Annotated in this window: 19 protein-coding genes; 17 read left to right on the top strand and 2 right to left on the bottom strand. The window is 70.8% G+C overall.

The window, feature by feature from the left end; translation table 11 throughout:
• Nucleotides 1-58: 58 nt before the first annotated feature.
• From ACWDUD_RS10915 to ACWDUD_RS10950, 8 genes are all read left to right on the top strand, one after another.
• The gene (locus ACWDUD_RS10915) at nucleotides 59-409 is read left to right on the top strand and encodes a WXG100 family type VII secretion target (RefSeq protein WP_248676422.1); all 351 of its coding nucleotides are present in this window, start codon (nucleotides 59-61) and stop codon (nucleotides 407-409) included.
• A gap of 68 nt (nucleotides 410-477) precedes the next feature.
• Entirely contained in the window at nucleotides 478-774 is a 297-nt protein-coding gene (locus ACWDUD_RS10920) for a WXG100 family type VII secretion target (RefSeq protein ID WP_450109315.1), read from the top strand.
• Nucleotides 775-1,036: 262 nt separating this feature from the next.
• On the top strand, nucleotides 1,037-1,480 hold the full coding sequence (rplM, locus tag ACWDUD_RS10925) for a 50S ribosomal protein L13 (RefSeq protein ID WP_197252551.1): 444 nt from the start codon (nucleotides 1,037-1,039) through the stop codon (nucleotides 1,478-1,480).
• Nucleotides 1,481-1,491: 11 nt separating this feature from the next.
• Complete coding sequence (gene rpsI, locus ACWDUD_RS10930) at nucleotides 1,492-1,971, top strand: 30S ribosomal protein S9 (protein WP_374068702.1); 480 nt, start codon at nucleotides 1,492-1,494, stop codon at nucleotides 1,969-1,971.
• A 169-nt stretch (nucleotides 1,972-2,140) separates the two neighbouring features.
• A complete protein-coding gene (gene glmM, locus ACWDUD_RS10935) occupies nucleotides 2,141-3,478 on the top strand; it encodes a phosphoglucosamine mutase (RefSeq protein ID WP_450109316.1) in 1,338 nt (445 codons plus the stop codon).
• Between the two features lie 94 nt (nucleotides 3,479-3,572).
• Complete coding sequence (locus ACWDUD_RS10940) at nucleotides 3,573-3,920, top strand: hypothetical protein (RefSeq protein ID WP_450109317.1); 348 nt, start codon at nucleotides 3,573-3,575, stop codon at nucleotides 3,918-3,920.
• A complete protein-coding gene (locus ACWDUD_RS10945) occupies nucleotides 3,917-5,272 on the top strand; it encodes a hypothetical protein (RefSeq protein WP_450109318.1) in 1,356 nt (451 codons plus the stop codon). Before ACWDUD_RS10940 ends, ACWDUD_RS10945 begins: the two co-directional genes overlap by 4 nt.
• Nucleotides 5,269-5,451, top strand: a complete 183-nt coding sequence (locus ACWDUD_RS10950) for a hypothetical protein (RefSeq protein WP_450109319.1) — start codon at nucleotides 5,269-5,271, stop codon at nucleotides 5,449-5,451. Before ACWDUD_RS10945 ends, ACWDUD_RS10950 begins: the two co-directional genes overlap by 4 nt.
• Here the strand turns inward: ACWDUD_RS10950 and ACWDUD_RS10955 are convergent.
• The gene (locus tag ACWDUD_RS10955; RefSeq protein ID WP_248676420.1) at nucleotides 5,424-6,269 is read right to left on the bottom strand and encodes a dienelactone hydrolase family protein; all 846 of its coding nucleotides are present in this window, start codon (nucleotides 6,267-6,269) and stop codon (nucleotides 5,424-5,426) included. The two genes, ACWDUD_RS10950 and ACWDUD_RS10955, sit on opposite strands and share 28 nt — an antisense overlap.
• A 114-nt stretch (nucleotides 6,270-6,383) precedes the next feature.
• Here ACWDUD_RS10955 and glmS point away from each other — a divergent pair, with 114 nt between their 5' ends.
• The 8 genes from glmS to tsaD all read left to right on the top strand — a co-directional run bounded on the left by glmS (nucleotide 6,384) and on the right by tsaD (nucleotide 14,809).
• Nucleotides 6,384-8,249, top strand: a complete 1,866-nt coding sequence (gene glmS / locus ACWDUD_RS10960) for a glutamine--fructose-6-phosphate transaminase (isomerizing) (RefSeq protein ID WP_197250656.1) — start codon at nucleotides 6,384-6,386, stop codon at nucleotides 8,247-8,249.
• A 24-nt stretch (nucleotides 8,250-8,273) separates the two neighbouring features.
• Nucleotides 8,274-9,707: an NAD(P)H-hydrate dehydratase gene (locus ACWDUD_RS10965; protein WP_450109320.1), complete on the top strand. Its 1,434-nt coding sequence runs from the start codon at nucleotides 8,274-8,276 to the stop codon at nucleotides 9,705-9,707.
• 98 nt (nucleotides 9,708-9,805) lie between these two features.
• Nucleotides 9,806-10,987 (top strand): alanine racemase, encoded by a 1,182-nt coding sequence (alr, locus tag ACWDUD_RS10970; protein WP_450109321.1) that lies wholly within the window; start codon nucleotides 9,806-9,808, stop codon nucleotides 10,985-10,987.
• Entirely contained in the window at nucleotides 10,984-12,042 is a 1,059-nt protein-coding gene (locus ACWDUD_RS10975; RefSeq protein WP_450109322.1) for an alpha/beta fold hydrolase, read from the top strand. The genes alr and ACWDUD_RS10975 overlap by 4 nt, the downstream gene beginning before the upstream one ends.
• A gap of 19 nt (nucleotides 12,043-12,061) precedes the next feature.
• The gene (gene tsaE / locus ACWDUD_RS10980) at nucleotides 12,062-12,547 is read left to right on the top strand and encodes a tRNA (adenosine(37)-N6)-threonylcarbamoyltransferase complex ATPase subunit type 1 TsaE (RefSeq protein WP_248676417.1); all 486 of its coding nucleotides are present in this window, start codon (nucleotides 12,062-12,064) and stop codon (nucleotides 12,545-12,547) included.
• Between the two features lie 29 nt (nucleotides 12,548-12,576).
• Entirely contained in the window at nucleotides 12,577-13,302 is a 726-nt protein-coding gene (tsaB, locus tag ACWDUD_RS10985; protein ID WP_450109323.1) for a tRNA (adenosine(37)-N6)-threonylcarbamoyltransferase complex dimerization subunit type 1 TsaB, read from the top strand.
• Nucleotides 13,299-13,778, top strand: coding sequence for a ribosomal protein S18-alanine N-acetyltransferase (gene rimI / locus ACWDUD_RS10990; protein ID WP_248676415.1), 480 nt, complete (start codon nucleotides 13,299-13,301; stop codon nucleotides 13,776-13,778). The genes tsaB and rimI overlap by 4 nt, the downstream gene beginning before the upstream one ends.
• Nucleotides 13,775-14,809: a tRNA (adenosine(37)-N6)-threonylcarbamoyltransferase complex transferase subunit TsaD gene (gene tsaD / locus ACWDUD_RS10995; RefSeq protein WP_450109324.1), complete on the top strand. Its 1,035-nt coding sequence runs from the start codon at nucleotides 13,775-13,777 to the stop codon at nucleotides 14,807-14,809. Before rimI ends, tsaD begins: the two co-directional genes overlap by 4 nt.
• A gap of 7 nt (nucleotides 14,810-14,816) precedes the next feature.
• Here tsaD and ACWDUD_RS11000 read toward each other — a convergent pair whose 3' ends face one another.
• Nucleotides 14,817-16,406 carry an Hsp70 family protein gene (locus ACWDUD_RS11000; protein WP_450109325.1) on the bottom strand — a complete coding sequence of 530 codons (1,590 nt, stop codon included), beginning with the start codon at nucleotides 16,404-16,406 and terminating at the stop codon, nucleotides 14,817-14,819.
• Between the two features lie 307 nt (nucleotides 16,407-16,713).
• On the opposite strand from ACWDUD_RS11000, the gene groES reads away from it, so the two are divergent.
• A complete protein-coding gene (gene groES, locus ACWDUD_RS11005) occupies nucleotides 16,714-17,016 on the top strand; it encodes a co-chaperone GroES (protein ID WP_068154369.1) in 303 nt (100 codons plus the stop codon).
• Nucleotides 17,017-17,041 lie beyond the last annotated feature (25 nt).

Consider the following 17,041-nt stretch of genomic DNA (forward strand, 5'->3'; position numbering starts at 1 on the left):
CGGACCGCAGGGGAACCGGGTCCGGTCCCGGTGCGGAGAACGAGGAGGGGAAACGGAAATGTCCGATGTGCAGGACGGTGGGACGGGCGGTCAGCAGGTTGTCGCCGATGTCGCGGAGATGCTGGGCGCGGCCCAGCAGATCGACAACTCGCGCGAGGTGCTCGGCGACATTCTCGCCCAGCTCAAGACGATCGTCGGGCGGTCCGGCGACGTGTGGGGCGGCGACTCGCAGGAGATGTTCGGGATCGTGATGGCGGACTGGGACAAGGCTTCCCGGAACATGAACGATGCGCTCGAGGAGATCGCCGCCGGTATTCGGACCAACGGGCACTCGTACGAGCAGGCGGTCGAGGAGCAGGCACGCGCGATCGCCGACGTCGGCAGCACCCTCAAGGGCAGCTACACCTGATCGCCACCGCGCGCAGAGTTCGGATCGACAGGGCAGTTCGGATCAACTGAGGCAGGGAGAACAGGACCGTGGTCAAACAGATCAGGCAGGAATTCGCGGGTGTCCATCAGGTGTACAAGGACCTCACCGCGCTGCAGGGCGCGATGAACGACGAGCTCGACACCGTCGGCACGACGGCCGAGCGGTTCGTGCAGACCTGGGACGGCACCGCCCAGGAGGAGTACTACAAGTCGCAGACCAAGTGGAACACCGCTGCCTTCGAGCTGAACTTCATTTTCGGGCAGATCGGCGCGTCGGTCGCGACCGGCAACCGGAACATGGTCGATCTCGAAGACGGGCTCACCCGCCAGTGGGGTTCGAGGTGATGCCGCTGGCCGTGTGACACATCCGTGTGGGCTGCGACGTCCCGGTGGTGGAGAGGCCGCCGGGGCGTCGCGGTTCCGTGCGTCTGCCCGACGGGCTGTTTTGACCGCCCCGTGGCCGGACCGGTATCGTGTCCGTTTGGCGTGTCGTGCGCTGCCGTGGCCTCGTGCCCGGTGGACGTCGCTTCTCGGGTCTCAACTGGCCGCCGAGGGTGATCATCGGCGATGCGCGGGCCAGCAGCGAAACGATAGACGAGGAAGATCTGTGTCTACGTACACACCGAAGGCCGGCGACGTGACCCGCCAGTGGCACGTCATCGACGCCACTGACGTGGTGCTCGGCCGCCTCGCGGTGCAGGCGGCGAACCTGCTCCGCGGCAAGCACAAGCCCACTTTTGCTCCGCATGTCGACGGCGGTGACTTCGTCGTCATCATCAACGCCGACAAGGTTGCCATCTCCGGCAACAAGCGGACCGACAAGTTCCTCTACCACCACTCGGGCCACCCGGGTGGTCTCCGCGCGCGTTCGGTGGGCGAGGTTCTCGACAAGAACCCCGACCGCCTCGTGGAGAAGGCCGTCACCGGCATGCTCCCGAAGAACAAGCTCGGCCGCGCCATCGCGAAGAAGCTGAAGGTCTACGCGGGCCCGAACCACCCGCACGCCGCGCAGCAGCCGGTTCCGTTCGAGATCAAGCAGGTGGCCCAGTGACTGAGCAGAACGTGAACGAAGAGTACGGCGACGACTCGGTCGAGAACGTGGTCGAGGAGTACGCGGTCGACGAGGTCGCCGCTGCGCCCGCCCCGATCGTGCTCGACCGTCCGGTCCAGACCGTCGGCCGCCGCAAGGAGGCCGTCGTCCGCGTCCGCCTCGTGCCCGGCTCCGGCAACTTCGTGCTCAACGGCCGCACCATCGAGGACTACTTCCCGAACAAGGTGCACCAGCAGCTCGTGAAGTCCCCGCTGGTCACCGTCGAGCGCACCGAGTCGTTCGACATCCACGCGCGCCTCACCGGCGGCGGCCCGTCCGGCCAGGCCGGCGCGCTGCGTCTCGCCATCGCGCGTGCGCTGATCGAGGTCTCGCCCGAGGATCGTCCGGCTCTCAAGCGCGCCGGCTTCCTCACGCGTGACGCCCGCGCCACCGAGCGCAAGAAGTACGGCCTGAAGAAGGCCCGCAAGGCACCTCAGTACTCCAAGCGCTGATGTGTTGCCGACGCTGACCCCGTGGTCGGCCTCGGCACCTGTTCGACCACGAGAGCAGGCGCCGGTAGAGAACTCCTACCGGACGCCTGCTCTTGTGCATTCCCGCCCTGTTCGCTCGGGCGGTTCTCCCGGCGGGGGCTCGCCGGATCTACGACACGAGAGGTTGTCCATGGGGCGGTTGTTCGGTACCGACGGTGTTCGCGGTCTTGCGAACGCGAAGTTGACGGTGGAACTCGCCGTCCGGATCGCAGGTGCCGCGGCCGCGGTGCTCGCGGCCGGTACCGACGGGCGCAGACCGGTCGCGGTCGTGGGCCGGGACCCCCGCGCGAGCGGCGAGATGCTGGACGCGGCCGTGACCGCGGGCCTGACCGCCGCCGGTGTCGACGTGCTGTCGGTCGGGGTGCTGCCGACTCCCGCGGTCGCCTACCTGACGGACGCCTACGCCGCCGACCTCGGGGTGATGATCTCCGCGTCGCACAATCCCATGCCGGACAACGGCATCAAGATCTTCGCGGCCGGCGGCCACAAACTCGAAGACGCCGTCGAGGACCGTATCGAGGCGCTGCTGCACGGCGAGCAGACGCCCGAGCGGCCCACCGGTGCCGGCATCGGACGGGTCCGCGTCGCCACCGACGCGACCGCCCGCTACCTCGAGCATCTGGCCGGCGCGACCACGGCCCCGCTCGCGGGCCTGAAGGTCGTCGTCGACTGCGCCCACGGCGCGGCCTCCCGGGTCGCTCCTGCCGCCTACGCCGCCGCCGGTGCGACGGTCATCGCGATCGGTGCGGAACCGGACGGCCTCAACATCAACGACAACTGCGGATCCACGCACCTCGACGCGTTGCAGAAGGCCGTCGTCGAGCACGGCGCCGACCTCGGGCTCGCGCACGACGGGGACGCCGACCGCTGCCTGGCCGTCGACGCCGCCGGGTCGATCGTCGACGGTGACGCGATCATGGCGATCCTCGCGCTGGCGATGCGCGACAGCGGGGAACTGCACGAGAACACGCTGGTCGCGACGGTAATGAGCAACCTCGGTCTGCACCTGGCGATGCGGGAGGCCGGTATCACGGTCGTGACCGCCGGGGTCGGTGACCGTTACGTCCTCGAGGAACTGCGGCGCGGCTCGTTCAGCCTCGGCGGCGAACAGTCCGGCCACATCGTCTTCCCGTCCCACGGCACGACCGGTGACGGGGTGCTGACCGGTCTGCGTCTGATGGAGCGCATGGCGGTCACGGGCTCGGCCCTCACCGACCTCGCGTCGGTGATGCGGACCCTGCCTCAGGTGCTGATCAACGTGCCCGTCTCCGACAAGACGGCGGTCGCGGGCCACCCCGCCGTCGTCGAGGCTGTTGCCGCCGCCGAGCACGAACTCGGGGACACCGGCCGGGTGCTGCTGCGTCCGTCCGGTACCGAACAGCTCGTGCGCGTCATGGTCGAGGCGGCCGACGACACCGTGGCGCGGGTCCTCGCCGATCGTCTGGCCGACGCGGTCGCCGCAGTCTGAGTCGCTCCGGTCCGAGCGGAACCGACGACCCCGCGCCTGCGTCCAATCCCTACGACGGCCCTGCCACGGTGGCGGTGCCGCGGGGGAGGTGCGCGTGGGGCACGGGAGAACGAACGCCGACGGCGTGCGGGTGGACGTGTCGGAGGTACGTGCGATCGCGGCTGGTCTCGGTCGCGCGGTGGCCGGCACCGAGCGGCAGTGGCAGCGTGCGCTGGGGGGACTCTGCTTCGATGCGGGTGCCGCGGGCCCGGGTTATCGCGGTCGCGGGGATGCGGTGGACGCGGGCTACCGTCGGCTGCGCCGGGTGCTCGAGGCGTGGTCCGACGAAGCGACCGGCGTCGCCGACCTCCTGGGTCGTACCGCCGACGGCTACGGGTACGAGCTGGATCGGCAGGTGACTGCGCTCACCGGGATCGACGCCGACGTGCGAGGCCCGCGGTGAGCGGTCCCGCCGGTATCGACGACCTGCTCGACGCCGGTGCCGTCGGTCTCCGGTTCTTCGCCGAGTTCCTGCCGCGCGCACATCGGATCGGTGCGGCGTCGACCGTCACGATGTCCGATCTGACGGACCGATACGACGCGCAACGCGGACTCGACGTCACGCGGCTCGCGTCCGACGCCGACGCCGTGCGCACGGTGTGGTCGGTGCTCGGCACGGGCGTCGACGAGCAACGCGATCGGCTCGCGTCGGTGCCGGCGGTGTGGGAGGGCGGCGCGTCGTGCTCCGCGTCCGACCCCCTCGCCGCCCACCTCGAACGGTCACGACGGCTGCACGACACGGTCGGTGTCCTCGCGCATACGCTGGCCGCGGCGGCGAGCGCGATCGGCGCGATCGTCGACGAAAAATCGAGGGCTGCAGCGACATTCGCCGACCCGGTGATCGGTGGTCTGGGTCCGGCGGACGTCGACGCGGTTCTCGCCGGGTCATCGGGTGCGGGCACCGGCCCCACCGGCGAACAGCTCGCCCGCTGGTCCACCGGCCTCGCCGAAGGGGATTCCGCGGCGGTCGCGCAGTGGTGCAGCCGTTGGTTGCACGAGGTGTTCGTTCCGGGAGTCGAGACCGCGGCCGCCGTGTTCGGCGGCCTGTGCGACGACGCCGACCGCGCGATCGGTGCGGTGTTCGACGAACTGGCCCGCGCGTTCGACGATCTCGATGAGCACCGGTTCCCCGGAGTCGGCACGGACCTGTCGTCGGCCGGCCGCAGCGCCTCCGACGCCCGCGACGCCCACGAGACCCGCGACATCGTGCCTGCCTGGGGATCGCCCGGCGCTACACCGGCCGACATGCTGCGGGCCGGGGTGTCGCTGGTCGAATCGGGCCTCGAACTGGCCACGGCGGTCGGGGAGCTGACCGGGGCCGTCGTGGAGCTTGCAACGGCTGTCGTCGAGGCAGTGACAGAGAGGGCCGGGGCAGCGACCGACATGGTCGAGGCAGCTACGGGCGAAGTCCCGGACCACGCGGTGGTCGTGCCCGACCCGGCACCCGAACCGCAATCGGCAACAGTTCCGCCGACGGACCCCGCCCCGCCCGCCGAGGTGGTACCGCCGCCGGAACAGCCGACACCATCAGCGGTTCCTGCCACGCCCGCGGACGTCCTGCGCGCGGTCCCGGCCGCAGAAGAATCACCGGCGGCGACCACCGTCCCCGGACCCGGGGTGCCGGGTCGGGCCGGTGCCGTGGCCAGGGACGATCGTGAGGCTGCCGATCGTGAGGCTGCCGATCGCAGTCCCGCGGAATCCGCCGAGCAGGTGCCGGACGGCGGCGTGGTCCTTCCCGAGGCGGGTCCGCTGTGAACGCGGAGATCGAGCGGATCGTCGCCGCGTACCGCCGAGCGACCGGTCGTCGGCTCGGCGACCTCGAGGAGGTCCGCAGGCCACGGCAACTGCCGGCGCCACCGCCTCGGTCCCGAGAGGTGGAGCCGGAGCCGGAGAGCGAGGAGCCGTACTACCGCCCCAAGAGCTGGCTGATCTGAGTCACCGGATCGGATTCGATCAGCGACGGATCCGCGATCACTTCGGACCCCGGAATCTCCGCTTCCGGATCCGAGAAGCACGCGTAGGTCTTGTCGCCGGTCAGGCGATGCAGCAGGAAACCGGTGAGCAGCGCGCGGGTGCGTTGCTGCGTGCGGCGCTCACCTCCGCCGAGCCCGAGGAACGACAGCAGTTTGCGGCCCTCGACGAGGCCCTCGTCGGAGGCCTTGTGCACCGACCGCAACAGCACCTCGCCGCCCCATGCCTTCGCGACCGCGACCGCGTCGCTGTTCATCGATCCGAGGCTCTTCGCGCCGACGAGGACCAGACCGGGCGCATCGACCCGGGTCGCGACCGCCGCGGCGGACGGGGCGGTCGGGGCCGGGAACAGTGCCGCCACCGCCGCCACGTCACGACGGGACGCGGCCAGCACCGCCGCGCCCGCGCCCAGTCCGTGGCCCGCCAAGGCGACCCGGTCGGGGTGCACGCTGATCCGGCCCGTGCCCAGCCGGACGCTCGTGCAGATGTCGAGCACGGTGATGAGATCGGTGGACAGACCCAGCGCCGACGGAACCGGACCGCGCTCGGTGTTCGGTGCCGCGGCGACGATGCCCCACGACGCGAGATGTTCGAGCAGGCCCGAGTAGCTTGCGGTCCCGCTCAGCCAGCCGTGACCGAACGCCACCGCGGGCAGTCCGAATCCTTCGGCGGGGGTGTATACGACGCCTGGCTGACCCGCCAGCGCCAGGTCGCCACGCAGGACCGAATGGGGTCCGCGCCGGGAAAGCTGCTGAGCCAAGGATTTCGGGTTCGCCGCCACGGCGTGAACGTTAGCCGATCACCCGCCGACCCGGTACGGCACCGGCCGTGACCCGGGCCATTGCGTTCCCGACGAGTTGTCGGCGCCGGGTCGTCGACCAGTACCCTGCTAACCATGTGCGGAATCGTGGGTTATGTCGGGCACCGCAATGCTCTCGACGTCGTGGTGGAGGCACTGCGGCGTATGGAATACCGAGGTTACGACTCGGCGGGCATCGCAATCCTGGACGGTCGCGGCGGATTGGCCGTCGAACGGAAGGCCGGGCGGCTGGCGAACCTCGAAGCCGAGCTCGACGAGGTCGGCCGGGACCGCTTCGCGGGCACGGCCGGCATGGGCCACACCCGCTGGGCGACCCACGGACGCCCCACCGACCGCAACGCGCACCCGCACCGCGACAAGACCGGCTGCGTCGCGGTCGTCCACAACGGCATCATCGAGAACTTCGCGCCGCTGCGCGCCGAACTCGAGCACGCGGGCGTCGAACTGGCGTCCGACACCGACACCGAGGTCGCCGTGCACCTGGTGGCCCGCGCCTACGCCGAGGGGCCCACCGCCGGGGACTTCGTCGAGAGCGCCCGCAGCGTGCTGCGCCGGCTCGAGGGCGCCTTCACGCTCGTGTTCGCGCACGCCGATCAGCCCGGCACGATCGTCGCGGCCCGGCGATCCACGCCGCTGGTCGTCGGTGTCGGCGACGGCGAGATGTTCATCGCCTCCGACGTCGCGGCGTTCATCGAGTTCACCCGCGACGCCGTCGAGCTGGGCCAGGACCAGGTCGTCGTCATCACCAAGGACTCCTACGTGGTGACCGATTTCGACGGCAACACGGACGTGCCGACGCAGCCGTTCACGATCGACTGGGATCTCGCCGCCGCCGAGAAGGGCGGTCACGACTACTTCATGCTCAAGGAGATCGAGGAGCAGCCCGAAGCGGTCGCGGACACGCTGCGCGGGCACTTCGTCGACGGGCGCATCGTGCTCGACGAGCAGCGGCTGTCCGATCAGGAACTGCGTGAGATCGACAAGGTGTTCGTCGTCGCGTGCGGCAGTTCCTACCATTCCGGTCTCGTCGCCAAGTACGCCATCGAGCACTGGACCCGCCTGCCCGTGGAGGTGGAGCTGGCGTCCGAGTTCCGCTACCGCGACCCTGTGCTCGACCGATCGACGCTGGTCGTGGCGATCTCCCAGTCCGGTGAGACCGCCGACACCCTCGAAGCCGTCCGGCACGCGAAGGAGCAGAAGGCGCGGGTGCTCGCGGTGTGCAACACCAACGGCGCGCAGATCCCGCGGGAGGCCGACGCCGTGCTCTACACCCGCACCGGCCCGGAGATCGGCGTTGCGTCGACGAAGGCGTTTCTCGCGCAGATGGCGGCGAACCTGCTCGTCGGCCTGGCGCTGGCGCAGGCCCGCGGCACCAAGTACCCCGACGAGGTGGCCCGCGAGTACGAGGATCTCGCGGCGATGCCTCCGCGCATCGCGCAGCTGCTCACCACGATGGAACCGGTGCGTGAGCTCGCCCGGGAACTTTCGGCGTCTCCGGCGGTGCTGTTCCTGGGCCGTCACGTCGGCTATCCCGTCGCGCTCGAAGGTGCCCTCAAGCTCAAGGAACTCGCGTACATGCACGCGGAGGGCTTCGCGGCCGGTGAGCTCAAGCACGGCCCCATCGCGCTCATCGAGGACGGCCTGCCCGTCATCGTGGTGATGCCGTCCCCGAAGGGACGGGCCGTGCTGCACAGCAAGCTGCTCAGCAATATCCGGGAGATCCAGGCGCGCGGTGCCCGCACCGTCGTCATCGCCGAGGAGGGCGACGAAACCGTGCGCCCGTTCGCCGACCATCTCATCGAGATCCCGTCGTCGCCGTCGCTGCTGCAGCCGCTGCTGTCGACGGTTCCGTTGCAGGTCTTCGCCGCCGAGGTCGCGCAGGCACGCGGTTACGACGTGGACAAGCCCCGCAACCTGGCCAAGTCCGTGACGGTCGAATAGACCCGCGCTCCGATCGGAGGGGTGATGCGCAGCTACCACCCGTGTGACCGGGTCCGGGCCGCGGAGGCCCCGCTGCTCGCGTCGCTGCCCGAGGGCACGCTCATGCGCCGGGCCGCACACGGTCTCGCTCGCGTCGCCGCCGCGGAACTGCGGTCCCGCACCGGCGGGATCGCAGGGCGGCGCGTGGTCCTGCTCGTCGGGTCCGGCGACAACGGTGGTGACGCGCTGTGGGCGGGAACGTTCCTGCGCCGCCGCGGCGTCGCGGTGACCGCGCTGCTGCTCGCCCCCGACCGGGCCCACCCCGGCGGACTGTCCGCGTTGCGGACCGCCGGGGGACGTGTGGCCCCGGCGGTCCCGGAGTCCCTCGGCGACCCCGATCTGGTGCTCGACGGCATCGTCGGCATCTCCGGCCGCGGTCCGCTGCGTCCGGTGGCCGCGACGCTGGTCGACGCGATCACCGCCCCGATCGTCGCCGTCGACACCCCCAGTGGTGTCGACCCGGACACCGGCGCCGTCGACGGCCCGGCCGTCACCGCCGCGGTCACCGTCGCGTTCGGGGCCCTCAAACCGGTGCACTCGCTCGCCACGGCGCGGTGCGGCCGCGTCGAATTCGTCGACATCGGCCTGGACCTGCCGGTGTCGGACCTGGTCGCCGCCGAACCCTCCGAGATCGGCGCGATCTGGCCGGTGCCGGGGCCCGACGACGACAAGTACAGCCAGGGCGTCGTCGGCATCGTCGCAGGCAGCGCCACCTATCCGGGTGCCGGTGTGCTGTGCACCGGCGCCGCGGTCGCGGCGACCTCCGGCATGGTCCGGTACGCCGGGACCGCAGCGGATGCGGTCCTCGCCCGGTATCCCGAGGTCGTGGCGGCACCGTCGTTCGCCGCGGCCGGCCGCGCGCAGGCCTGGGTCGTCGGTCCGGGCGCCGGCACCGACGAGACGGCCGCGCGCACCCTGCGGGACGTGCTGGCCACCGACCTGCCCGTGCTCGTCGACGCGGACGGACTGACACTGATCGCGCGGGACCCCTCCGTGGTGCGCGACCGCCCGGCTCCGACCCTGCTCACCCCGCACGCGGGGGAGTTCGCCCGGCTGACCGGGTCGAGGCCGGAGCCGGACCGGGTGGCCGCTGTGCGAGCGCTCGCCGCGGACTGGCAGGTCCACGTGCTCCTCAAGGGCCGGGCCACGCTGATCGCCCGTCCGGACGGGCACGTGTTCGTCAACGACGCGGGTGGTTCGTGGGCGTCCACCGCGGGCGCAGGCGACGTGCTGTCCGGTCTGATCGGGGCACTCATGTCGGCGGGTATGGCACCGGATCTCGCCGCTGCGGCCGGTGCCCGGGCGCACTCGCTCGCCGCGAACCTCGCCGCCCGTGACGGAGTGGGCGCCGCCCCGGTGTCCGCGAGCGCGATCCTGTCGCAGGTCAGGGCCGCGGTGCGCACGCTGCGCCGGTATTGACGCCGGACCGGCGTGGTGGTCATATATGTCCGAATTGTGATCGGAACGCCACCACCAGCGCGCGGCGCGCGAATCGGGCAGTGGCAGGATCGAAGATCATGACCACCGCAGCACGCACCCAGGAACAGCACCGACACGCCCAGCCCCAGGCCGAGGCGGTGATCGACCTGGATGCGGTCGCGGACAACGTTCGCCTGCTGCGCGAATACGCGGGGAACGCCGCGGTGATGGCCGTGGTCAAGGCCGACGCCTACAACCACGGCGCTGTGCAGGTCGGGAAGGCGGCGCTCGCCGCCGGCGCGCGGGAACTCGGTGTCACGACCCTCGCCGAAGCTCTGGAGCTGCGCGCGGCGGGCATCGACGCGCCCATCCTGGCGTGGCTGCACACCGTCGACGCCGATTTCGCGCCCGCGATCGCCGCCGGCGTCGAGATCGGTGTGTCCTCGCCCCGTCATCTCGCCTCCGTCGCCGCCGCCGCCCGCGAGACCGGCATCACCGCGACGGTCACCGTCAAGATCGACACCGGACTCAACCGTGGTGGCGTCGCCCGCGACGAATGGCAGGACTTCCTGCGCGACCTCGGTCGCGTGCAGGCGGAAGGCGCGGTGCGGTTCCGGGGTGCGTTCTCCCATCTCGCACACGCCGACGAGCTCAACCACCCGGAGATCGACGCGCAGCGGGACCGGCTGATCGAGGCCGTCGCCGATCTGCGTCGGCAGGGCACCGCCCCGGAAGTGGTGCACCTGTCGAACTCCGCCGCCGCCGTCACCCGCCCCGACCTGCGATTCGACATGATTCGGCCCGGAATCGCGATGTACGGGTTGTCTCCGATTCCCGAGGTCGGTGACTACGGGTTCCGGCCCGTGATGACGCTGCGGACGAGGGTGGCGCTCGTGAAGAAGGTGACAGCAGGATCCGGGGTGTCCTACGGGCATCAATGGATCGCGCCGGTGGACACCACCGTGGCGGTGTTGCCCATGGGCTACGCGGACGGAATCCGGAGGAATCTCAGCGGCCGCTTCGAGGTGTTCCTCGGTGGCAGGCTCCGGCCGCAGGTCGGCCGCGTGTGCATGGACCAGATCGTGGTGGATCTGGGCTCGGACGGCGGTGGAGTAAGCGAAGGCGATCATGCGTTGTTCTTCGGTGACGGACGCCACGGAGAGCCCAACGCCCAGGACTGGGCGGACCTGCTGGACACGATCAACTACGAGGTCGTGACCGGCGTCGGCGGACGCACCGTACGGACCTACATCGGTGGTGAAGGAGGCGGGTCGGAATGAGCATGATGGGCAGGATGGGGCTTTTCGCCGCGAGTCTGGCCACCCTCGCCTCCGCGGCCGGCCTGTACGCGGTGCGATCCGCGGGCATGCCCGCCCCCGAGATCTACGCCGACGAGGACTTCGACGCGATGCTGGCCGCGCCCAAGCGCATCGTCACCACCGAGGACGGGGTCGAACTCGCCGTGCGCGAATTCGGATCCCCGCGTGCCCCGCTGACCGTCGTGTTCGTCCACGGATACTGCCTTCGCATGCAGTCCTGGCACCTGCAGCAGCGTTACCTCACCGAACGGTGGGGCCGCGACGTCCGGATGGTGTTCTACGACCAGCGCGGGCACGGCGAATCCGGTGCCGCCGGAGCGAAGTCCTGCACGATCGCGCAACTCGGTCGCGACCTCGGCCGCGTCATCGACGAGACCACCCCGGGCGGGCCCGTCGTGGTCGTCGGGCATTCGATGGGTGGCATGACCGCCATCGCGCTCGCCGCGCAGCGCCCCGACCTGTTCGACTCCCGGATCGTGGGTGTCGGGCTGCTCTCGACCACCGCGGCCGGCCTGAGCAAGACCGGGCTGGGCCGCAACCTGGAGAACCCGGTGATCGACGGGTTCCGTTATGCCGCCCGCACCGCCCCCGGGTTCGTGCAGTACACCCGCGGCACCGCGAAGGCGATCGTCTCGCCGATCCTGCGGGCCGCTTCGTACGGCACGGTCGTGAGCCCGCGGCTGGTGGAATTCTCCGACCGCATGCTCAACGAGACGTCGGTGCTGACCATCGTCAACTTCCTCCGCACCCTGGAACTGCACGACGAATCCGCCGCCCTGCCGACCGTCGGCAGGGTGCCGGTCCTGGTGCTGTGCGGTGATGCCGACATGGTGATCCCGTTCTCCGGCTCCGAGGAACTCGCCGCGAGTCTGCCGGACTGCGAGCTCAAGCGGGTGCGGGGCGCAGGGCACCTCGTCCAGCTCGAGTTCCCGGAGGTCGTGTGCAAGGCCTTGGACCGGCTGGTGCAGCGGGCCTTCGCATACGACGCGCGCAACCGGCGGGCCGTCGGTGTCTGAACACGTGAAGGATGATGCTGTGTCCGACCACGCCGTGTCCGATCACGCCGGCGAGCAGTACGCCGAGCTGCCGACCGTCGAGGACACCGAAGCGCTGGGCCGCCGGCTCGCCGCGGACCTGCAGGCGGGCGACCTGGTGGTGCTCGACGGGCCCCTCGGCGCCGGAAAGACTGCGCTGACCAGGGGTATCGCCGCAGGTCTCGGGGTGCAGGGGCGGGTCACCTCTCCGACATTCGTGATCGCCCGCGAGCACCGGCCGGGGGAGCGCCCCGGCGGGAAACCGGTAGGGCTTGTGCACGTGGACGCCTACCGGCTCGGCGACGGCCCGGACGCCCTGGACGAACTCGACGCCCTCGATCTCGACACCGACCTGACCGCCGCGGTCGTCGTCGTCGAATGGGGCGAGGGACTCGTGGAGAAGCTGACCGACCGGCATCTGCGGGTGCGGTTGCGTCGCGACCCCGAGTCCGATGTGCGCCGTGCCACCTGGGGCTGGGTCGGATAACGTCGTTACCGGCGGTACCCTGGGTAATCGTGCTCGTTCTCGCCGTCGATACCGCCACCCCCGCCGTGACCTCGGGGCTGGTCCGCCTCGGCGACGGCACGCCGCAGAATCTCGAGACCCTGTCGGTGCGGGTCTCCGACAATCCGCGGGGGCACGCCGAGATCCTCACGCCCCAGATCCTCGAATGCCTCGCCGAAGCGGGATGCGAATCGGCGGACCTCGACGCTGTCGTCGTCGGTGTGGGTCCCGGACCCTTCACGGGATTGCGCGTAGGGATGGCGACCGCCGCCGCGTTCGGTGACGCGCTGGGCATCCCGGTATACGGAGTGTGCACCCTCGATGCGCTTGCCGCGGACGTGTTCGCGGCCGATGTCACCGCCGCGGACGTGTTCGCGGCCGATGTCACCGCCGCGGACGTGTTCGCGGCCGATGAGAACGGCGCCGATCTGCTCGTCGTCACCGACGCCCGCCGCCGCGAGGTGTACTGGGCGCGGTACGCGGGCGGTCGCCGGGTGGAGGGCCCCGAGGTGCGCAAACCCGCCGAGGTGACCGCCGCGCCGTCGCAGCGGGTCGCGGGATCACCCGCCCACACCCCGCTGTTCGACCTGCCCGCCGTGCCGGTGCACACGCCGTCGCCGGCGGGGCTGGTCGCGGTCGCCGCGCCCGAGCTGCTCGCCGCGACCGCGCCGCAGCCGTTGGTGCCGCTGTACCTGCGTCGGCCGGACGCGGTGGAGACGGCGGCCCGGAAGAAATGACCGTGTCCATCGATGCGCTGCGCCCGGACGACGTCGAGCGTTGCGCGGAACTCGAACAGGTCCTGTTCCCCGGGGACGACCCGTGGAGTGCCGACGCGTTCCGGTCGGAACTGGCGTCCCCGCACAACCACTACGTGGCTGCCCGCGACGACGACGGTCGCCTGATCGGTTACGCCGGTCTGGCCCGGCTCGGTACCGGTGTGCACCCCGAATCGGAGGTGCACACGATCGGTGTCGACCCGGACCTGCGGCAACGCGGCATCGGAGGCGCGTTGCTCGACGAGTTGCTGCGTGTCGCCGACGCCTGGGGCGGCCCGGTGTTCCTCGAGGTGCGGACCGACAACGACGCGGCGATCGCGTTGTACCGGCGTGAGGGCTTCGAGATCGTGGGCACCAGGAAGCGTTATTACCAGCCGAGCGGCGCCGACGCGTACACCATGTGTCGGCCGGACCGGCGAGAGGAGCGAAAGCCGTGATCGTGATGGGCATCGAGAGCTCGTGCGACGAGACGGGTGTCGGGATCGTCCGGTGGGTCGGCGACGGCACGCTCGAACTGCTCGCCGACGAGGTGGCTTCGAGCGTCGACGAGCACGCCCGCTTCGGTGGCGTGGTGCCGGAGATCGCGTCCCGCGCGCATCTCGAGGCGATCGTCCCGACGATGCGCCGGGCGCTGGCGGCCGCCGGCATCGACAAGCCCGATGCCGTGTGTGTCACCATCGGCCCGGGCCTGGCCGGCGCGCTGCTCGTGGGGGTCGCCGCCGCGAAGGCGTACGCCGCGGCCTGGAATGTGCCGTTCTACGCGATCAACCACCTGGCCGGGCACGTCGCCGTGGACACGATCGAGAACGGTCCGATGCCGCCGTGCATCGCGCTGCTGGTTTCGGGCGGGCACACCCACCTGCTGCATGTCGAGGACCTCGGCAAGCCGATCGTCGAGCTCGGCACCACCGTCGACGACGCGGCCGGTGAAGCGTTCGACAAGGTGGCACGGCTGCTGGACCTCGGATATCCCGGTGGCCCCGTGCTGGACAAGCTGGCCCAGCAGGGCGATCCGACCGCTGTGGTCTTTCCGCGCGGCATGACCGGGCCGCGCGATGCGCGCCACGACTTCTCGTTCTCCGGTTTGAAGACCGCGGTCGCGCGGCATGTCGAAGCGCTGGAACGCGCCGGGCAGCCGGTTCCCGTCGCCGATGTCGCGGCCGGATTCCAGGAGGCGGTCGCCGACGTGCTCACCATGAAGGCGGTGCGCGCGGCTCAGGATGTCGGTGTCGACACGCTCGTGCTCGGTGGCGGCGCGACCGCGAATTCGCGGTTGCGTGCGCTCGCGCGGGAACGGTGCGAGGCCGCCGGCATCACGCTGCGGGTGCCGCGGCCGCGGTTGTGCACCGACAACGGCGTGATGATCGCGGCGCTCGGTGCGCACCTCATCGCCGGGGGCGCGCAGCCGTCGCTGCTGACCGCCGCCACCGATCCCGGCCTGCCGGTGTCCGTGAGCCAGGTGGTCTGAACCGGTCTCATCCGCCGTCGGTGGATCCGGCCGGCGGTAGTGCCGGTGCTTCCGGTGCCGGTGCTTCCGGTGTTGCGGGCGTGAGTGTCGGAGCACCCGCGTCCGGCCCGATCGGAGTCCGACCCGGCTGAGACGTCCCCGGCGCACCGGGTTCCGTCGTGACCGGCTCCTCCGGGTTCGGTTGCGGCGTCGTCGATCCGGTGTCGGGCACCGCCGTCGGGGGCACCGTCGTCGGCGGCAGCGGGGTCGTGGTCACCGGCGGGGTGGAGGTCGGCGGGGTCGGCTGCGGGGGCGTGGTTCCCGACGTGGTCGGGCCCGGAGGCTCGTCGTCATCGGGGCTCTGCGTGGTCGGCGATATCGGCGGGAGCAGCGACGTCGTGGTTTCCGGCACCGTCGTGGTCGGCATCGTCGTCCGGTCCTCGTCGTTGTCGGTGGTGACCCCGCCCGAGGGGAGCCGGGTGGGAACCGGATCGTAGGACGGGATGCGTGTCTCGGTCGGGGCGGTCGCGTCGGGCTCGACCGTGTCGGAGGTGATCGGCGGGACCGAGTCGCTGGATCCGGCGGGGGAGACGGGCCGGTCGGTGGTCGCCGGCTCGGCGATCTGATCGGTCGCGTAACCGGCGACGAGTGCCCCGGCGACCAGCGCGCCGACGAGCACCCCGGCGGTGCGGCCGGAGGAGCGGGACGCACCGGACTCGGTGCTCCCGGCGAGCGGGTAGCGGTCGAGGTGGGGGTGATCGTCCAGGTACGCGGCGCCGTGTGCCGGAACGGTCGCGGGTTCGTCGACGGTGACCGCGGGACCGTCGAACGCGGCGGTGACCGCTGCGGCCAGCGCCGGAAGGGACGATGCGCCGCCGACGAGCACGAGCGCCTGCGGGGTGGCCGGGGCCGCGGCGCAGGTCCGGGCGGTGAACTCCGCGGCCTCACCGACCAGATCCGCGATCAGCTCGTCGAGTTCGGTGCGGGTGACCGTGACGGACACGCCCGGTCCGGCCTCGCCGATCTCGATGTGGGCGGTATCGCCGGCGGTGAGGGCTTCGAGGGCACCCAAGCAGCGCGCGGAAAGCAGTTCGTTGTCGACCGGCATGCGGGTGCGGACACCGTCCGTGGATCGGTGGACGTGGTCGAAGAGCCGTCCGGTGATCGTCTCGCCGCCGACCGCGTCGATGCGGTCGGTGTGCAGGATCGTGCCGTCGGCCCGGTCGACGATCGACACACTCATCCCGGACGCGCCCACGTCGGCGATCGCGATCGCGCCGTCGGAGTCGGCGAGTCCGGTGGTGTGCAGGTAGGTGACGACCGCGGTCGTCTCCGGGATCAACCGGACGAGGCGGCCCTCCCGGTTCGCGGCGGCGCGGACGGAGTCGGCCTGTGCGGTGGTGCGGTAGGCGACCGTGACGACTTCGGGCGCCGGGATGTCGGCGATCTGCGTCGTCATCAGCGTGACCGCGTCGAAGACGAGGTCACCGAGGTCGCGATGATCGTGCGTGTCGGCTGTGAGTTCGCGGTATTCGGTGGTCCGGCCTTGCGGCGCGTCGATCACCAGCGCGGAACCCACCCCGGATGCTCCGGTGGAGATCCCCAGCGACGTGCGCATTGTTTACCTTCCGAGCGTGACCGGAGGCCAAGGAGCTCGTGTGCACCTCGATCGGTCACCGTATGGTCACGCTTCGTGTCTCTGTTATCCGAACGTAACAGAAGGACGGTACGACGCGCCGAGTACGAGTAAGCGCCCGGAAGCCTTGAGTGCTGGCACTCGCATGTATAGAGTGCTAGTGACACCGAGCGTCGGCCCGGCACCCGCGACGACGGGACCTCGCGCGGAGTCTGTGGTGACTGAACGAATCCGAGTCCGGGAGCACAAGTTTCCGGACCCAAGTACCCCTGAAAGTGGAGGGCTCATCGTGGCGAGCGTGAACATCAAGCCGCTCGAGGACAAGATCCTCGTCCAGGCCAACGAGGCCGAGACGACGACTGCCTCCGGCCTCGTCATTCCGGACACGGCGAAGGAGAAGCCCCAGGAGGGCACCGTCGTCGCCGTCGGCCCCGGCCGCTGGGACGAGGATGGCGACAAGCGCATCCCCCTGGATGTCAAGGAAGGCGACGTCGTCATCTACAGCAAGTACGGCGGAACCGAGATCAAGTACGCAGGCCAGGAGTACCTGATCCTGTCGGCTCGCGACGTGCTGGCCGTCGTCGCCAAGTAAGCCGCGTGCATTCCGCCCCGGAGTT

It is taken from the genome of Rhodococcus sp. NPDC003382 (genome assembly GCF_053589135.1).

What these genes read in the sequence shown, in the direction of transcription:
- ACWDUD_RS10915 (WP_248676422.1), top strand. Translation starts at nt 59, where the DNA reads ATGTCCGATGTGCAGGACGGTGGGACGGGCGGTCAGCAGGTTGTCGCC.
- glmM (WP_450109316.1), top strand. Translation starts at nt 2,141, where the DNA reads ATGGGGCGGTTGTTCGGTACCGACGGTGTTCGCGGTCTTGCGAACGCG.
- glmS (WP_197250656.1), top strand. Translation starts at nt 6,384, where the DNA reads ATGTGCGGAATCGTGGGTTATGTCGGGCACCGCAATGCTCTCGACGTC.
- ACWDUD_RS10965 (WP_450109320.1), top strand. Translation starts at nt 8,274, where the DNA reads ATGCGCAGCTACCACCCGTGTGACCGGGTCCGGGCCGCGGAGGCCCCG.
- alr (WP_450109321.1), top strand. Translation starts at nt 9,806, where the DNA reads ATGACCACCGCAGCACGCACCCAGGAACAGCACCGACACGCCCAGCCC.
- ACWDUD_RS10975 (WP_450109322.1), top strand. Translation starts at nt 10,984, where the DNA reads ATGAGCATGATGGGCAGGATGGGGCTTTTCGCCGCGAGTCTGGCCACC.
- rimI (WP_248676415.1), top strand. Translation starts at nt 13,299, where the DNA reads ATGACCGTGTCCATCGATGCGCTGCGCCCGGACGACGTCGAGCGTTGC.
- ACWDUD_RS11000 (WP_450109325.1), bottom strand. Translation starts at nt 16,406, where the DNA reads ATGCGCACGTCGCTGGGGATCTCCACCGGAGCATCCGGGGTGGGTTCC.